Raw genomic sequence first — 15997 nt, 5'->3', positions numbered from 1 at the left:
GGTGCAGGCAATCGACGCAGCTCAGTAATTGACCACCTTTGTATCCCCTTCCTCAAGTCGACTTTGGGCGCTGATTGATGTCAGGGCCTCACGCGATGCTGGCGTAACGCTCGAGATTGCGTGCCAGGAGATCAAGCATGGAGTCGCGAACGGGATCCCGGACCTGTTTGATCCAAGCCGCGGCGAGCGGCAGCTTCTCTATGGGTTTGTCGCCAGGAAGCTTGATCGGAATGTAGCGGACGCCGGAAAGGGCAAGCTTCGATGTCCAACGCGGAACGATCGCCGAGCCGATACCGGCGGCGACCATGTTGATGATCGTCTGCTTCTCATCGGCGATCTGGGCGATCCTCGGTCGCAACCCTATCGATGCGAAGAGGTCCATCGTGAGATCGTGGCTATGTGGCCGGGAGCGTCTCTCGGGCACGATCAGTGGTTCATCTATAAGGTCATCGATCGAGATTTCCGGCAAGGTCGCCATGGGATGTTCTGCAGGCATCGCGACGACGGCCGTTTCGAAGAAAAGCGGCTTGACGACGAGGCTGCGGCTTAGTCCCTCGCGCGGCCGGATCAGGATGATATCGAGCCGTCCGGCGAGCAGTTTTGGAATGAGCCGGATCGACTTGTCCTCGACGAGTTGCGTCGTCGTATCAGGATCGATCATTCGAAAGTCCTGCAACAGGAGAGGGACCAGACCGGCGGCCGCGCTGTCGATTGCTCCGATCCGAAGCATCGAGGTGGTCTGATGGCGGCCAGCGCGAAACCGGGACGCCAGATCATCCAGTTTTCCAAGGATCGGGCGGACTTCGTTCAAGAGCAGGATGCCATCCTCGGTTAATGAAACGCTTCTGGTGGTTCTCGTAAGTAACCGTGCCCCAAGAGCCTCCTCGAGCAGACGTATGTGCCGGCCGAGCGATGCAGGCTGGAGACCCATCTTGCTGGCGGCGCGGGCGAAGTGAAGCTCTTCGGCGACGGCGACAAAGCATTTCAACTGCTCGAGTTCCATTGGCGATCCATTATATCAATAAATTATATAATTATCTGAAGGTTGGTTTCCTGAAAAGCCAAAAATATGATCCCGGAATTGCGCGGGAGGCGCGCAAAAAAGGGAGGAAATTGCTTTGAGCGACCTGGAATCGCGCGTGCTGCGCAAGATCACATGGCGTATCGTGCCATTCATCATGGTTCTTTATCTCATCGCCTTCATCGACCGTGTGAACATCGGTTTCGCGTCGCTGACGATGAACAAGGATCTTGGGTTCTCATCCACCGTGTTTGGCATCGGTGCAGGCATCTTCTTTATCGGCTATTTTCTCTTTGAAGTGCCGTCGAACCTTATCCTCAACAAGGTCGGAGCCCGCATCTGGATCGCCCGCGTTATGATCACCTGGGGCATTGTCTCCGGCTGCATGGCGTTGGTGCAGGGCGCGACGAGTTTTTATGTGCTTCGGTTCCTTCTCGGCGTCGCCGAAGCTGGCTTCTTCCCGGGCATCATTCTTTATTTCAGCTACTGGTTCCCTGCCCGGCGCAGAGCCGCGGTCACGGCGATGTTCATGGCCGCGGCCCCGCTCGCAACCGCCATCGGTTCCCCGATCTCCGGCGCTCTGCTTGAGATGCACGGTCTCTGGGGTCTTGCCGGCTGGCAGTGGATGTTCATCATCGAAGCGGTTCCGGCCGTCTTGCTCGGTGTCGTTGTGCTGTTCTTCCTGACGGACCGTCCCGAGAAGGCGAAGTGGTTATCGGACGATGAGCGAGCCTGGCTGGTCAAGACGATGGATCAGGAGAATGCCGCGAAGTCCAAGGCAAGCCACAGCATCTGGGCGGGGCTCGCGAATGTGCGGATTCTGGCTCTGTCGCTCGTCTATTTTGGAACGTCGGCGGGTCTCTATACGCTTGGAATCTGGTCTCCGCAGATTATCAAGAGCTTCGGTCTCTCCTCGTTTCAGGTCGGATTGATCAATGCCATCCCAGCCATCTTCGCCGTCGTTGCAATGATCCTGTGGGCGCGTAATTCCGATCGGACAGGCGAGCGCACCTGGCACGTCGTGGGCGCATGTCTTCTTGCGGCAGCGGGCCTCGCTTTCGCGACGGGTTCGACGACGGTGTTTGCCGTGCTCGCGGCCCTGACGCTCGTCAACGTCGGGATCAGTGCTTCCAAGCCGCCGCTCTGGAGCATGCCGACCCTGTTTCTGTCCGGGCCGGCTGCTGCGGCGGGGATTGCGACCATCAACTCGATCGGCAACCTCGGCGGCTTCGTTGGCCCCTCGATGATCGGCTGGATCCACGACATGACCGGAAGCTTTGCCGGCGGCCTCTATTTCGTCGCGGCGCTGCTGGTCGTGTCTGCCGCCGTCACCCTGATCCTTTCGCGCACCGGAACCCGCGGTGCGCAAACCAAGACATCCGTCCAACACTGAGATACCGAATGGAGAACGACCATGCGTGAATACAAGATTGCAGCCATCCCTGCGGACGGCATCGGCCCGGAAGTGATTGCCGCCGGCCTTCAGGTTCTCGAAGCTCTCGAGAAGCGTAGCGGTGACTTCAGGATCCATGCCGAGACTTTCGACTGGGGTTCGGATTACTATAAGAAGCACGGCGTGATGATGCCGGCCGACGGTCTGGAAACGCTGAAAGCGTTTGACGCCATCTATTTCGGGGCGGTCGGTGCGCCGGACGTGCCGGATCACATCACGCTCTGGGGCCTGCGTCTGCCGATCTGCCAGGGCTTCGATCAGTACGCCAACGTCCGTCCGACCAAGATCCTGCCTGGAATTACGTCGCCGCTGCGCAATTGCGGACCTGGCGATCTCGACTGGGTCATCGTGCGCGAAAATTCCGAAGGCGAATATTCGGGCCATGGCGGACGCGCCCACAAGGGCCTGCCGGAGGAAGTCGGTACCGAGGTGGCGATCTTCACCCGCGTCGGCGTCACCCGCATCATGCGTTACGCCTTCAGGCTGGCCCAATCGCGTCCGCGCAAGTTTCTGACCGTCGTGACCAAGTCGAACGCCCAACGCCACGGAATGGTCATGTGGGACGAGATCGCCGCAGAAGTTTCGAAAGAATTCCCGGATGTCACCTGGGACAAGATGCTGGTCGATGCCATGACCGTACGCATGACCCTCAAGCCGGAAAGCCTCGACACGATCGTCGCAACCAACCTGCACGCGGATATCCTGTCCGACCTCGCAGGCGCGCTGGCAGGATCGCTCGGTGTCGCACCGACTGGAAATATCGATCCGGAACGTCGTTTCCCGTCGATGTTCGAGCCGATCCATGGTTCCGCATTCGACATCACCGGAAAGGGCATCGCCAATCCGATCGCCACTTTCTGGACCGCGGCGCAGATGCTGGAGCATCTCGGCGAGAAGGATGCGGCTACGCGGCTCATGGCAGCCGTCGAACGCGTTACAGAAGCCGGCATCCTGACCCCGGACGTCGGCGGCAAGGCTACCACCCAGCAAGTCACCGACGCGGTTTGCGAAGCGATTGCCGGCTCCAATATCCTGGCAGCGGCCGAATGACCTGGAACGATGCGTCCGCCCGGGATGTGTTGCGCAGGATCTTCGACGCGGCCGTCGCCAGCGCCGATCCGGCGAAGGTGGTCGCATCCCATCTGCCGGAGCGACCCCAAGGCCGGTGCATCGTCATCGGCGCCGGCAAGGCATCCGCCGCAATGGCGGCTGCCCTCGATACAGCCTGGGGCGATGTCGACCTCAGCGGTATCGTCGTGACACGATACGGCCATGCCGTCCCCGCAGGGCGCATCGAGATCATCGAAGCGTCTCATCCGGTTCCCGATCACATGAGCGTCGAGGCGGCCTCGCGCATCATGGAATGCGTCCGAGGCCTCGGGCCAGACGACCTCGTGATCGCGCTGATCTCCGGCGGTGGCTCGTCGCTTCTTGTCCATCCTGCCGGACGCATGACACTGGACGACAAGAGAGCCGTCAACAAGGCGCTTTTGGCAAGCGGCGCTTCGATCTCCGAGATGAACACCGTGCGTCGCCAGCTCTCGGGTATCAAAGGTGGCCGGCTTGCGCAGGTCGCTCATCCCGCTCGCGTTGTCACGCTGGTCATTTCCGATGTCCCGGGCGACGATCCATCGGAGATAGCTTCCGGCCCGACGGTTGCCAATCCGACGACGGTGCAAGACGCTCGGGAGATTGTGGCACGGTATCGCCTGTCACTGCCCGCAACTGCCTTGGAGGTGCTAGTGGAAGGTGGCGCTCCCATGCGTCCTGAAAGTCTGAACTCCGAGATCAGAATGATCGCTTCCCCGGGCATGGCGCTTTTTGCCGCTGCGGAAACCGCCCGCGCCAACGGGCTGACGCCCCTCATTCTGGGTGACGCCCTGGAAGGTGAAGCCAAGGAGGTCGGCACCGTATTTGCAGGCATAGCCACCTCCTCGAAAAAGAAAGGCTTTCCGGTCGCTGGCCCTGCCATCATTCTCTCGGGCGGCGAGACTTCGGTATCATTGCCGCACGATTCGATCGGTCGCGGCGGTCGCAACTGCGAGTTCCTTCTAAGCCTGGCGATCGGTCTGAACGGCGCAGCGGGAATATGGGCCATCGCCGGGGATACCGATGGAATCGACGGCGTCGAGGATGCCGCCGGAGCAATCATCACCCCCGACACGCTCATACGCTTGCAGGACGCAGGCGTCTCGCCGCGCTCGGCTCTTTCCCTGCACGATAGCTACACGGCATTCAAGGCGATCGGAGACCTTGTTGTCACCGGACCGACGCTGACCAATGTAAACGACATCCGCGCAATCCTGATCCGCTGATCCCGCCATGTCTATCCGCGGCAACCGCAGAGCCAAGATCGTCGCCATGGTCCGGCCGGCGTCGAACTCGCCGGAAACTCTTGTGAATTACGCTTTCAGATGTCGTCACCGCGTCCTTCGATACGAGCCAACACCCGATCCAATGCCGAGACCAATACGGTTCGCCCGCCCTTCGCCTCAAAATCCGACAGGACCTGCTCATTCAACCCGCCCTTTGTGGCGAATTGCTCGCTGAGCGAATGAAACGAATCAACATTCCTCTCATTGGCCCGCTGCGCGAGACTTTCAAACAGCGGCGCCATATAGGCTTGGCCCTTCGTTCGATCGAGCCCATTCTTTTCCAGCCAGTCGGTCGTAAACTCCATGATACCGAAGAAGGTCGACATCATCGCGCTGGCTGCGGCAAGGAGATCATACTCCTTGCGGGATTCGCATTGAACGGCCGTACCGAGGGCATCGAATAGGGCCGCGATTTCCGGATGGGGAGGGTAGATGGCGGTTACGCCCCGACGATCCGCGACGAAAGGCAAGGGGATCGCCTGCACGAGATCTACCTCGGCCCGGATCCAATCGAGCAGATTTTGGCGTTCCATCGTCGCGATAACGCTGACGATGCTTTGTCCATCCCTGAAACGAAGCCGACGTATGACGTCCTTGGCAATCTGCGGACGGATGGCCAGGATTACGACGTCGCTCTGATCGATGGCCGCCTGGTTGTCAGCCGCGACAGTTACCGTGTCGAACTTGGCGGCAAGCCTTGCGGCGATTTCCGCATTGCGAGGCGAGACATGGATATTGGATGAGTGAGCCGGCTCGGCCAGGAGGCCCTCCACCATGGCTTCCGTGATCGCGCCCGTTCCGACAAAGCCGATTGCTTTCATTCCAGCCTTCTATTCTGCGGCTCGCGCGGATCCGAGCGGGACGTCGGTCGTGTAGTTCTCGCGCATGAAGTTGATGAAGTTGTCCTGGAATTGCCGGGTGTGCGCATGGGCGAGCTCATCCGCCAGATCGACGTTCTTGTCTCGGATCGCCTCCAGCATCAGGCTATGCTCGTCCGTGAGAAGATACCCCTCGTGGGAACGCTCCAAATATTCGAAATGCAGGTGCAGCATGCGCTGACCTTGAGACAGGAGCTTATCGTAGAAGGATGCCAGATATTGGTTCTTGCCGGCATAGGCGATCGCCATGTGGAACTCCTTGTTCGCCTCCGACATCGCCAGATGGTTTCCAGTCTTGACGGCGGTCGCAAATGCCTTTTCCCGTTTGGCAATGAGCTTGAGGTCGGTATCGGTTCGCAGTGCCGCCGCTAGACGGGTGTTCATCCTTTGCGCGATGTCCAGCGCTTCCACATATTTCGGAAAGGTCGCGACTTCGATCGGCGCGACGATCGTGCTGCGGTTGGAAAGCGTCACGACCAGCTCTTCCGCCCCCAGGCGGATCAAGGCTTCCCGCACCGGCGATCGAGACATGTCGAAGCGTTCGGCCAGGCTCATCTCGTCGAGAAGCTGCCCCGGCGGTAAGGTGAGCGCGAGGATCTCGTTTCGCAGCGTATCATAGACGCTTTTCCAACCGGTTCCCCGAACCCTTTTCACTTCAGTCTCGTCAGACACTTAAGTCCCTTTCATTTGCGTATGCGGCATTGGGCCAGAAAAACAGCGCATCAGCAATCTTAATTTTTTCGCTTGACTTTGTCGACACGCTGTTGACATAAATTTACTAGTCGACACGTAGCCGACATAAAAATCGAAAAGAAACGGCCAAAGCCGACGAGTGGAACCGCGCTTCGCGCACAGCAAAAGAGGAATGCCGATGCTTTCGAAGTTGATCACGTCCGCCTTGCGGGCGCTGCCCGCGCTCGCCCTGATGGGAGGCCTTCACGCCACCACCGCTCACGCTCAGACCGCCGACGGCTATTGGCAGGGCGTGCAGAAGGCAGGGGTTTTGAGGTGTGGCGCGGCCGTGGCGCCGCCATATGTCATGCGCGACCCGGCAACGGGTGAGTATTCGGGTTTCTTTGCCGATCTCTGCAAGGAATTCGCCGACGTTCTCAAGGTGAAGCCGCAGTTTGTCGATACGACCTGGGACAATATCGTCGCCGGTCTTCAGGCTGGGAAATGGGACGTCTCGCTGGCGTTGAACCGGACGCCGGCCCGCGCCATGGCCGTCCAGTTCTCCATCCCGGCGATGGAATATCAGATCTCGCTCGCCTACAATAAGAACAACCCGAAGGTTCCGGTGACGGCAGTGTCGGTGGCTGATGTCGACAAGGCAGGCGTGACGATCGCCGTCATGTCCGGGACAGCCCAGGACAAGGCAATCTCCGCAGCCGTGAAGAATGCCACGATCATGCGGCTTCCGGGCAATGACGAGACGCGTCTGGCCCTTACCTCGAAGCGAGCCGACATCCTGGTCGACGCCTCCGATACCAACCAGCTTCTGACCCAGGCAAATCCCGATTGGGCCGTTGCTCTGAACCCGAAGCCCGCCCTTGCCAAGCAAGGCGTATCCTTCGGTCTGCCGCATAATATGTCGGCTTCAGACGTCGAAGTCGTGAACATCTTTCTCGAAGAGAAGGTCGCGACCGGCCATGTCGACGAGCTGATCCGCAAGGCCGTCGATGAAGTCCTCAAGGGCGCAAAATAAGTCCCGTCCGGCGTCGGCGCCTGGCCGCCGACGCACTCTCTCGCTTTCCAGACAAACCGAGATCGGCCATGACCATGTCCTTCAGCCTTCCCCTCGTCAAAATGCAGGCGCTCCACAAGAGCTATGGCAATGGAGCCATTCAGGTGCTGAAAGGCATCGACATCGAAATGAAACCTGGCGAACGCGTCGTTGTCATCGGCCCGAGCGGCGGCGGCAAGAGCACGCTGCTCAGGGTAATGATGGGCCTTGAGCAGATAGATAGCGGTTCGATCGGCTTCGATGGGAAGGCCTATATCTCGTCTGAAGGCCCCGGCAAGAAGACCCTCATCGATACGGAAGTCCGTCGATCGATCGGCATGGTCTTTCAGCACTACACGCTTTTCCCGCACTTGAATGTCATCCAGAACCTCATCCTTGCGCCCTGCAAGGTACGGGGTGAGGCGAAATCGAAGGCTATGGCTCGTGCCCAGACCCTTCTTGAGCGGTTTGGACTTGCTGCAAAGGCAAATGCGTACCCCGCCCAGCTTTCCGGCGGCCAGAAGCAGCGCGTCGCGATTGCCCGCGCCCTGATGCTGGATCCCAAGCTGATGCTTTTCGACGAGGTGACTTCGGCACTCGACCCCGAGCTTGTCAGCGAGGTGGAGCAGGTGATCCTCCAATTGGCATCGCAGAACATGCCGATGATGATCGTCACCCACGACATGTGGTTTGCGAAGAACATTGCCTCGCGCGTGATCTTTTGCGCCGGCGGTGTCGTCGTCGAGGACGGCCCTCCAGAACAGGTGCTCGGCTCTCCCAGGGAAGAGCGCACCAAGGAATTCATCGACCGCGTGTTTCACATCAAGCAGCAGGGGGCGGTTGCGTGAGTTACACCTTCGACTTCAACGCAGTCTCGATCGCGCCGCTGCTCAAGGGCTTATGGGTGTCTCTGGAGCTGACGGCGGCGGCCAATGTCATCGGCATCGGTCTGGGATTTGGGCTCGCTCTTTTGATCATGAGTCCTTACCGGCTAGTCCGTCTGCCGTTCATGCTGTTCGTCGAATTTTTCCGCTGCACGCCCGCCATCATTCAGATCGTCTGGATCTTCTACTGCGTTCCGATGATTTTCGACGTCTTTCTCGACCCGATCACAATGGGTGTGATGGCGCTTGGGCTGAACCTTATGGCCTTCAATGCAGAAGCCTATCGGGCGGCGATCCAGGCGGTTCCGCGGGAGCAACTCGACGCCGGTATCGCGCTCGGCCTTTCACCGCTGCAGCGGGTACTCTACATCGTTTTCCCGTCCGCGTTCCGCGCCTCCATCCCCGTCTTGCTGACGAACGGCATCGTCATTTTCCAGCAGAGTGCGCTGGTTGCGATCGTGGCGATCCAGGACCTCATGTACCAGGGAAAGACGCTCGCGACCGAAACATACCGGCCGATCGAAACATTCACGGTCGTGGCGCTGATCTATTTCGTCGTGTCCTTTCCGATCACGCAAATCGTCGGCTTCCTGGAACGCCGTCGGCAGCTTCTCGTCAGCTAGGAGGCCAGGATGACGCTCGACTTCTCGATCCTTCTCCGCTTCGAGCACGCGCTGTTGCTCGGTCTTTGGATGACCGTCAAATTGACAGTCATCTGCATCGTGCTCGGATGCTCTCTCGGATTTCTGGTGGGCCTTGTCAGAACCTCCCGCAACATGGCGCTAAGGGCTGTCTCCAGTATCTATGTCGAGTTCTTTCGCGGCACACCGGTCCTCATTCAGCTCTTCTGGATCTTCTTTTGCCTGCCGCTGTTGCTTGGTGTCGAACTGTCGAACCTTGCGTCGGGTGTGATTGCGCTAACCCTCTACATGGGTGCGATCACCAGCGAGACTTTCCGTGCCAGCCTGAAGTCGATCGGGCCTGAGCAACTGGATGCCTGCGTTGCGCTCGGACTTCCCCGCAATATCCAGATCATCAATGTCGTGCTGCCGCAGGCCGTGTTGCGCGCGATCCCGACGCTGCTGTCGAACTGCGTCAGCCTGTTCAAGGAGAGCGCCCTGGTTTCCGCCGTCGGGATGGCGGACCTCATGTTCGTCGGCCAAAACATCTCGAACAACACGGCAAGGCCCGTCGAAGTGCTGACGGTCGTCGCCCTGATCTATTTCGTCATCGCATTTCCGCTGACGCGAGCCGTCTCGCTCATCGAGGCGCGCATCCTGAAGAAACTCGCCATCTAAACGCAATCGCTTCACATACAGGAGACCTTCATGAAACTGTCCGGCGTCATGCCTGCGCTCATCACCCCCTTCGACGCGAACGGCAAGGTCGATTTCAAAGCCTTCGAACGGCATCTCACGGCGCTGCGCGCCGCCGGAGTGACCGGATGGGTCCCTATGGGATCGACCGGTGAATATTCCGCGCTGTCGAACGAGGAGCGTGACGATGTCTTGAGGTTCGTCAAGGATTTTGCCAGGGAAGGCGAAGCCCTGATCGCCGGCACGAACGCGCCTGCAAGCCGTGAAGTCATCGAAAACACGCTTCGGGCCAAGGAGATCGGCTACGACACGGTTTTGCTGGCGACGCCCTTCTATACGCGCCCGACGCAGGACGAACTGCTCGCGCATTTTCGCAATGTGCTCGATGCCACCAATATCAACCTTGTGCTCTATAGCTATCCTTACAAGGACGGCGTCGAGATCGGTTTCGATATCCTCGATGCGCTCGCGGACGATCCTCGTGTTCTCGGCATCAAGGAAAGCTCCGGCTCCCTCCAGCGCGCGATCGACATCCATTCCCGTTACAAGGGTCGCATCGACCTGATCTCCGGCTCGGACGACATCGCTCTCGACTTCATGTTCTGGGGTGCCGACGCCTGGATCTGCGGGCCGGCCAATTGTATGGCAAAGGCCTGTGTCGATCTTGATCGAACCTTCCGCTCAGGTGATCTCGCCGCCGCACGCGAGAAGATGATCGTGCTCTATCGCGCGATGAACATCCTCGAGAGCGGCAAGTTCGTGCAGAAGGTCAAATATGGCTGCGAGCTTCAAGGCTTGGCCGTTGGCAACAGCCGCGCACCCCTCGGCGAACTGACGGCCGAGGAGAAGGCTGAGTTCAGGGCCGCCATGCAACCCATCCTGAATTGGTGAGCAGATCGAATATCGAGGTGCGGTGGCGCCTCGATACGCATTTTTGAGGAAATGAAGTGGCTTCAATCATTGTCGTCGGCGCCGGCATTATCGGGACCAGCCTTGCTTACGAGTTGCAGCGCCGCGGCCAATCCGTCGTGCTCATCGATAGGAATGCGCCGGGGCAGGGTGCTTCCTACGGCAACATGGCGAGCATCGCGGTGACGGAATTCATGCCGGCCTCGCGTCCGGGTATCTGGGCGCAGATGCCCAAATGGCTTCTTGATCCCGAAGGGCCTGTTCGCATCCGGCCCTCCTATGTGCCGCGGCTGATCCCTTGGTTTTTGCGCTTTGTGGCTGCAAGCCGTCCATCGAAGCTGAGGGAGCTTGAAGACGCCGGCGCGACGCTGTGCACACGTGCCCACGAGGATCTGGAGGCACTCCTCAAGGCGACCGGCCTTCAGCACATGCTGAGCGCAGAGGGATGTCTCAGCCTCTATAGCGACGAGGCCGAGTTTCGGGCCGACCGCGAGCATATCGAAATGCTCGAACGCTTTGGTTTCCGGCACGAAATTCTTGGTGGCAATGCCATCCGCGATCTCGAACCGGCGCTGACCACGAAGATCGGCAAGGCCGCGCTTTTTCCCGACAACCGCTCGATTGCCGATCCTCACGAACTGGTCGTTGCCCTGTCGGAAAAATTCCAAGCCCTCGGTGGGCGCATCGAACAGGCCGAAGTTGCGGGGTTCGAGCAGGCAGATGCTTGCGTTAAGGCGCTCAGAACAAAGGACGGGCGCAGGATCGAAGCGGGCGGCTTCGTGCTCGCCGCCGGCGCCTTCACCGCCCGCCTTTCGGCGCTGCTGCGCGAACATATCCCGCTCGAAACCGAACGTGGCTATCACACGCAAATCATGGCGCCGCACATCTCCATGCGCCATTCGATCATCTGGCCGGCGCGGGCCTTCATGGTGACGCCGACGGCGGGCGGGATACGGGTTGGCGGCACGGTGGAGATGGCAGGCCTCGATGCGCCGCCGGATTATCGCCGCGCCAAGGTGCTGGTCAAACGCGCCAAGGAGGCACTGCCGGAGCTCCGAGCCGAACAGACGAGTGAATGGATGGGACATCGCCCGGCTCTGCCCGACACGGTTCCGGTCATGGGACGGTCGGCCAAGCGCAGGAACGTCTGGTACGCGACAGGTCACGGACATCTCGGCTTGACCTATGCAGCAACGACCGGCCGGTTGATGGCGGACCTCATCACGGGCGTCGAACCGCCCGTGGACATGAAACCCTATCGCGTCGACCGGTTTTGAGCCAGGCGGCCACGGCAAGCAAAGAGGGAAGAACATGCGAAGAGAACTCTATATCGACGGACGATGGGTGAAGCCAATCAAGGGCGGCACGTGCGACGTCGTCAACCCGGCCACCGAAGAGGTCATACAGACGATCGCCGCAGCGACGGCCGAGGATGTCGATGCCGCTGTGAAGGCCGCTCGCCGTGCCTTCGACAAGGATGGATGGCCGAAGCTCTCCGGTGCCCGACGGGGGCAATATCTCAGGGCTATCGCCAGCGGTATTCGCGCCCGTCAGGCCGACATTGCCCGATTGGAGGTTCTGGATAATGGCAAACCCTTCCCGGAGGCCGACTGGGACACCGCCGATGCGGCAGGATGCTTCGATTTCTATGCCGGCCTTGCCGAGCAGCTCGATAACAATCCGGAGGAAATCATCACGCTCGCCGACGACCGCTTTGCTTCCAGGGCAGTCAAGGAGCCCATCGGCGTCGCGGGTGCGATCATTCCCTGGAACTATCCGCTGTTGATGGCCGCCTGGAAAGTTGCTCCTGCGTTGGCAGCCGGCTGCACGGTCATCCTCAAGCCCGCCGAGCTGACGTCGCTGACCGCATTGGAGCTCGCTGCCATCGCCGATAAGGCCGGGCTACCTCCGGGGGTCCTGAACATCCTTACGGGCTCCGGTTCGATCGCCGGACAGGCCATCATCGACCACAAGGGCGTCGACAAGCTGGCGTTCACAGGCTCGGGCCCCGTGGGCTCCAAGATCATGGCTGCGGCTGCCCGCGACATCAAACGCGTGAGCCTTGAGCTCGGTGGCAAGTCGCCATTCGTCGTGTTCGAAGATGCCGATATCGACGAGGCAGTGGAATGGATCATGTTCGGCATCTTCTGGAACCAGGGCCAGGTTTGCTCGGCAACGTCGCGCGTTCTCGTGCAGAAAGCGATTTACGAATGCCTTCTTGCGCGCCTGATCGAGGAGACGAATAAGATCAAGATCGGAAACGGCCTGGAAGAGGGCACCCTGCTGGGGCCGCTGGTTTCCAAGCGCCAGTACGAGCAGGTCGTTGCCGCGATCGAGGGTGCGCGGAAGGCTGGGGCGACTGTCGCATGCGGCGGAACGCGGCCGGAAGGGTTCGATAAAGGCTATTATCTTCGCCCGACAATATTGACGGATGTTCCGCTCGACAGCGACGCCTGGGTTGAGGAGATATTCGGCCCCGTCGTGTGCATCCGGCCCTTCGAGACCGAAGAGGAAGCGATCGAGCTTGCGAACGATTCCCGTTTCGGCCTGGCTGCCGCCGTCATGTCGAAGGACGAAGCTCGTGCCGAGCGCGTCGCAGCAGCCTTCCGGGCAGGCATCGTCTGGATCAATTGCTCCCAGCCCACCTTCACCGAGGCGCCATGGGGTGGCTACAAGGAATCCGGAATTGGCCGCGAGCTTGGCCGCTGGGGTCTCGAAAATTATCTCGAGACCAAGCAGATCACCAAATATGTCACCGACAAGCCTTGGGGCTGGTACATCAAGTAAAGGCGCGATCGGATGCGTTTCGACAAATCTCTCGAATTGCTGCTCGTTCACTGCCAGGGCGAGCTTGGCCACGTCCTCGTTGACGGTGCTCCGGACATTCCCGGTGCAACGATGCTCGACAAGATGAACCACATCAATACGGTCGACGATAGCCTCAGGCGTTTCGTCACTTTCGAGCCGCGCGCCAATGTCGCCATGTCCGTCAACCTGCTCGTCGCTCCGACGCGCGCTGACGCCGATGCCGGATTCATTGTGCTGCAGGCCGACCGTGCGCATCCCATGTCGGGCAGCAACTGCATCTGTGTGGTCACGGCTCTTCTGGAAAGCGGCCGTATATCGATGCGCGAGCCGGAGACCGTGGTTCGGCTGGACACCCCGGCCGGTCTGATCGTCGCCCGCGCATGGTGCGAGAGCGGCCGCTGTGTCGGCGTGAGCCTCGACAATGTGCCAAGTTTCGCGGAATTGCTCGACCACGACGTCGAAACGCCTGTCTGGGGACGGATCAAGATCGATGTCGCCTTCGGCGGCGTTTACTATGCGCTGGTCGATGCGAACCAGATCGGGCTCAAAATAGAACCGGGAAATGCGCGCGCGCTGGCTGAAGCCGGCATCGAGCTGAAGCGCCTGGTGGGGGAGCAGATCAAGGTCGCTCACCCGACGCTGCCGGGCATCACCGAAATTGCCTATGTCATGTTCCGTGACATGGAGACGGATGGGGCAGTTCGAACCTGCACGACCCTGCAGCCCGGCCGCGTCGATCGCTCGCCCTGCGGAACCGGTAGCTCCGCCAATCTTGCCGCCCTTTACGCAAGAGGCGTCGTCTCGGTCGGCGATATCCGCACGTCGCGTTCGATCATTGGAGGAGAGTTCAAGGCCGAGGTGATCGGCGAAACGCAGGTCGGCGGCCGCAAGGCGATCCTTCCGCGCATCACCGGCCGCGGCTATGTCTACGGCCGCTCGCAACTGCGCCTTTCGGAAAACGATCCATTCGCGGCCGGCTTCGCGCTCTCCGATACATGGGGACCGCAGGTCGACCTGTTGCGGTGAGAGGCAATCATGGACAGATCACTTGAAGGACAGACCGTATTGGTCACCGGAGCATCCGGCGGAATAGGCGCCGCGATTGTCGAGTGCCTTGCTGCAGAAGGCGCAAGACCGATCATTCACTTCGGCCGGGACAGGGCGGGAGCAGAAGCCTTGCTGGCGCGCATCGGCGGTCGCGGTTGGATCATCCAGGCCGACCTCTCTACGGCGGAAGGGCCGTTCGAACTCTGGCGAGGGGCGGTCGACATTGCCGGACGTGTGAACGGACTCGTCAACAACGCGGGAATCCGGACGGAAGTGTCCATCAATGCCTCGCAGGCCGATTGGCGAGCGGTGTGGCAGAGGGAGTTTCAGATCAATTTTTTCGCCGCCGCCGACCTTTGCAAGAATGCGATCCTTCATTTTAAGGCAAATGGCGGTGGCCGTATCGTCAACATCGCCAGCCGGGCCGGACAGCGCGGTTACGCAGCCGATGCGATGCCCTATGGGGCGACCAAGGCGGCACTCGTCAATCTGACGAAGTCGATCGCTCGCAGTTTCGGTGGCGAAGGTGTGACCGCGGTTGCGATCGCTCCCGGCTGGGTACGCACGGACATGGCGGAAGATTTTATCGCCGCGCATGGGAAGGCCGCCGCGGTTGCGGATATTCCGATCGGTGAAATGGCCGCGCCGTCGGAAGTGGCTGAACTCGTCGCATTCGTCCTGCGCCCGAGCCAGGCGTCGCTGAACGGGGCGACGCTCGATGTCAACGGTGGAAGCTATATTCGATAAATGGAGATGATTCCCATGAAGCGTTTTGAGGGCAAGGTTGCGATCGTTACAGGAGCCGGCGGAGGGATCGGCTCGGCCATCGCCAGGCGCTTGTCAAGCGAAGGGGCACTCGTCATCGTGACGGACGTGAACGCCGAGGCCGCTAATCAGGTCGTTGACGGTATCAAGGCCGAGGGAGGCACCGCGACGATGATCGCGGCGGATATTGCAAGGAAGGACGCGTGCTTCAATCTCGTGGAGCAGGCATTCGGCTTGCGAAACCGTATCGATATCCTCGTCAACAATGCCGGCATCAACCGGCGCGGCAATCTGCTGTCCTTGTCGGATGAGGATTGGGACATCAGTTTTACGGTCAATCTCGATTCGATGTTCCACCTATGCCGTGCCGTACTTCCGCACATGATTGCGGCCGAGGGCGGGGCGATCGTCAACACGGCTTCGCAATGGGGGCTCTATCCCGCACCGAACCACATTGCCTACAACACGACGAAAGCAGCCGTTGCGGCATTCACCCAGAATCTGGCCCGAGACTATGCGCCAGACAAGGTTCGGGTCAACGCAGTCTGCCCGGGCGAGATCCACACGCCAATGCTGGAAGCAGGCGTAAGGCGATCCGGCCGCACGATCGCGGACCTGGACATGCTCGTGCCTTTCGGACGCATCGGCAAGCCCGAAGAAGTCGCCGCACTGGTTGCATTCCTGGCGTCAGACGAGGCCGCCTTCATCTGCGGCTCTCTGGTCGAGATCACCGGCGCTCAGGCGGTCGCTTAGGGCGCGAGAAATCCTGAATCTGCGTCCGGTATCCTTACTCGGGGAATTTACATTCTGCGCTAGAA

The 15997-nt window shown here is 60.2% G+C and carries 16 protein-coding genes; 13 read left to right on the top strand and 3 right to left on the bottom strand.

Going from position 1 to position 15997, the window contains the following annotated elements; genetic code table 11:
- Nucleotides 1-88: 88 nt before the first annotated feature.
- Nucleotides 89-1003: a LysR family transcriptional regulator gene (locus tag ABOK31_RS30655; RefSeq protein WP_349962779.1), complete on the bottom strand. Its 915-nt coding sequence runs from the start codon at nucleotides 1001-1003 to the stop codon at nucleotides 89-91.
- Nucleotides 1004-1178: 175 nt separating this feature from the next.
- On the opposite strand from ABOK31_RS30655, the gene ABOK31_RS30650 reads away from it, so the two are divergent.
- From ABOK31_RS30650 to ABOK31_RS30640, 3 genes are read left to right on the top strand one after another with little or no spacing between them, the layout of a single operon-like run.
- Nucleotides 1179-2414, top strand: coding sequence for an MFS transporter (locus ABOK31_RS30650; protein ID WP_349962826.1), 1236 nt, complete (start codon nucleotides 1179-1181; stop codon nucleotides 2412-2414).
- A 21-nt stretch (nucleotides 2415-2435) separates the two neighbouring features.
- Nucleotides 2436-3524 carry a tartrate dehydrogenase gene (locus ABOK31_RS30645; protein ID WP_349962778.1) on the top strand — a complete coding sequence of 363 codons (1089 nt, stop codon included), beginning with the start codon at nucleotides 2436-2438 and terminating at the stop codon, nucleotides 3522-3524.
- Entirely contained in the window at nucleotides 3521-4789 is a 1269-nt protein-coding gene (locus tag ABOK31_RS30640) for a glycerate kinase (RefSeq protein WP_349962776.1), read from the top strand. Before ABOK31_RS30645 ends, ABOK31_RS30640 begins: the two co-directional genes overlap by 4 nt.
- Nucleotides 4790-4884: 95 nt before the next feature.
- On the opposite strand, the gene ABOK31_RS30635 is transcribed toward ABOK31_RS30640, so the two are convergent.
- Nucleotides 4885-5670 (bottom strand): pyrroline-5-carboxylate reductase, encoded by a 786-nt coding sequence (locus tag ABOK31_RS30635; RefSeq protein ID WP_349962775.1) that lies wholly within the window; start codon nucleotides 5668-5670, stop codon nucleotides 4885-4887.
- A gap of 9 nt (nucleotides 5671-5679) precedes the next feature.
- Nucleotides 5680-6399 (bottom strand): GntR family transcriptional regulator, encoded by a 720-nt coding sequence (locus ABOK31_RS30630; protein ID WP_174172738.1) that lies wholly within the window; start codon nucleotides 6397-6399, stop codon nucleotides 5680-5682.
- Nucleotides 6400-6598: 199 nt separating this feature from the next.
- Here ABOK31_RS30630 and ABOK31_RS30625 point away from each other — a divergent pair, with 199 nt between their 5' ends.
- From ABOK31_RS30625 to ABOK31_RS30580, 10 genes are all read left to right on the top strand, one after another.
- On the top strand, nucleotides 6599-7432 hold the full coding sequence (locus ABOK31_RS30625; RefSeq protein ID WP_349962773.1) for a transporter substrate-binding domain-containing protein: 834 nt from the start codon (nucleotides 6599-6601) through the stop codon (nucleotides 7430-7432).
- A 68-nt stretch (nucleotides 7433-7500) separates the two neighbouring features.
- Nucleotides 7501-8298: an amino acid ABC transporter ATP-binding protein gene (locus tag ABOK31_RS30620; protein ID WP_174172736.1), complete on the top strand. Its 798-nt coding sequence runs from the start codon at nucleotides 7501-7503 to the stop codon at nucleotides 8296-8298.
- Nucleotides 8295-8957, top strand: a complete 663-nt coding sequence (locus ABOK31_RS30615; protein ID WP_174172735.1) for an ABC transporter permease subunit — start codon at nucleotides 8295-8297, stop codon at nucleotides 8955-8957. The genes ABOK31_RS30620 and ABOK31_RS30615 overlap by 4 nt, the downstream gene beginning before the upstream one ends.
- Nucleotides 8958-8966: 9 nt before the next feature.
- Complete coding sequence (locus ABOK31_RS30610) at nucleotides 8967-9632, top strand: amino acid ABC transporter permease (RefSeq protein ID WP_174172734.1); 666 nt, start codon at nucleotides 8967-8969, stop codon at nucleotides 9630-9632.
- 30 nt (nucleotides 9633-9662) lie between these two features.
- Nucleotides 9663-10541 (top strand): dihydrodipicolinate synthase family protein, encoded by an 879-nt coding sequence (locus ABOK31_RS30605; protein WP_349962771.1) that lies wholly within the window; start codon nucleotides 9663-9665, stop codon nucleotides 10539-10541.
- A gap of 56 nt (nucleotides 10542-10597) precedes the next feature.
- On the top strand, nucleotides 10598-11836 hold the full coding sequence (locus ABOK31_RS30600; RefSeq protein WP_349962770.1) for an FAD-dependent oxidoreductase: 1239 nt from the start codon (nucleotides 10598-10600) through the stop codon (nucleotides 11834-11836).
- Between the two features lie 34 nt (nucleotides 11837-11870).
- On the top strand, nucleotides 11871-13346 hold the full coding sequence (locus ABOK31_RS30595) for an aldehyde dehydrogenase family protein (protein ID WP_349962768.1): 1476 nt from the start codon (nucleotides 11871-11873) through the stop codon (nucleotides 13344-13346).
- 12 nt (nucleotides 13347-13358) lie between these two features.
- Nucleotides 13359-14393 carry a proline racemase family protein gene (locus tag ABOK31_RS30590; protein WP_349962766.1) on the top strand — a complete coding sequence of 345 codons (1035 nt, stop codon included), beginning with the start codon at nucleotides 13359-13361 and terminating at the stop codon, nucleotides 14391-14393.
- 9 nt (nucleotides 14394-14402) lie between these two features.
- A complete protein-coding gene (locus ABOK31_RS30585; RefSeq protein WP_349962764.1) occupies nucleotides 14403-15161 on the top strand; it encodes an SDR family oxidoreductase in 759 nt (252 codons plus the stop codon).
- Between the two features lie 15 nt (nucleotides 15162-15176).
- On the top strand, nucleotides 15177-15932 hold the full coding sequence (locus tag ABOK31_RS30580; RefSeq protein WP_349962762.1) for an SDR family NAD(P)-dependent oxidoreductase: 756 nt from the start codon (nucleotides 15177-15179) through the stop codon (nucleotides 15930-15932).
- Nucleotides 15933-15997 lie beyond the last annotated feature (65 nt).

Source organism: Rhizobium sp. ZPR4 (genome assembly GCF_040215725.1).
Lineage (GTDB): Bacteria > Pseudomonadota > Alphaproteobacteria > Rhizobiales > Rhizobiaceae > Rhizobium > Rhizobium rhizogenes_D.
Note: the sequence above shows the minus strand (reverse complement) of the source record. Positions and strands in the feature narration are given on the sequence as shown.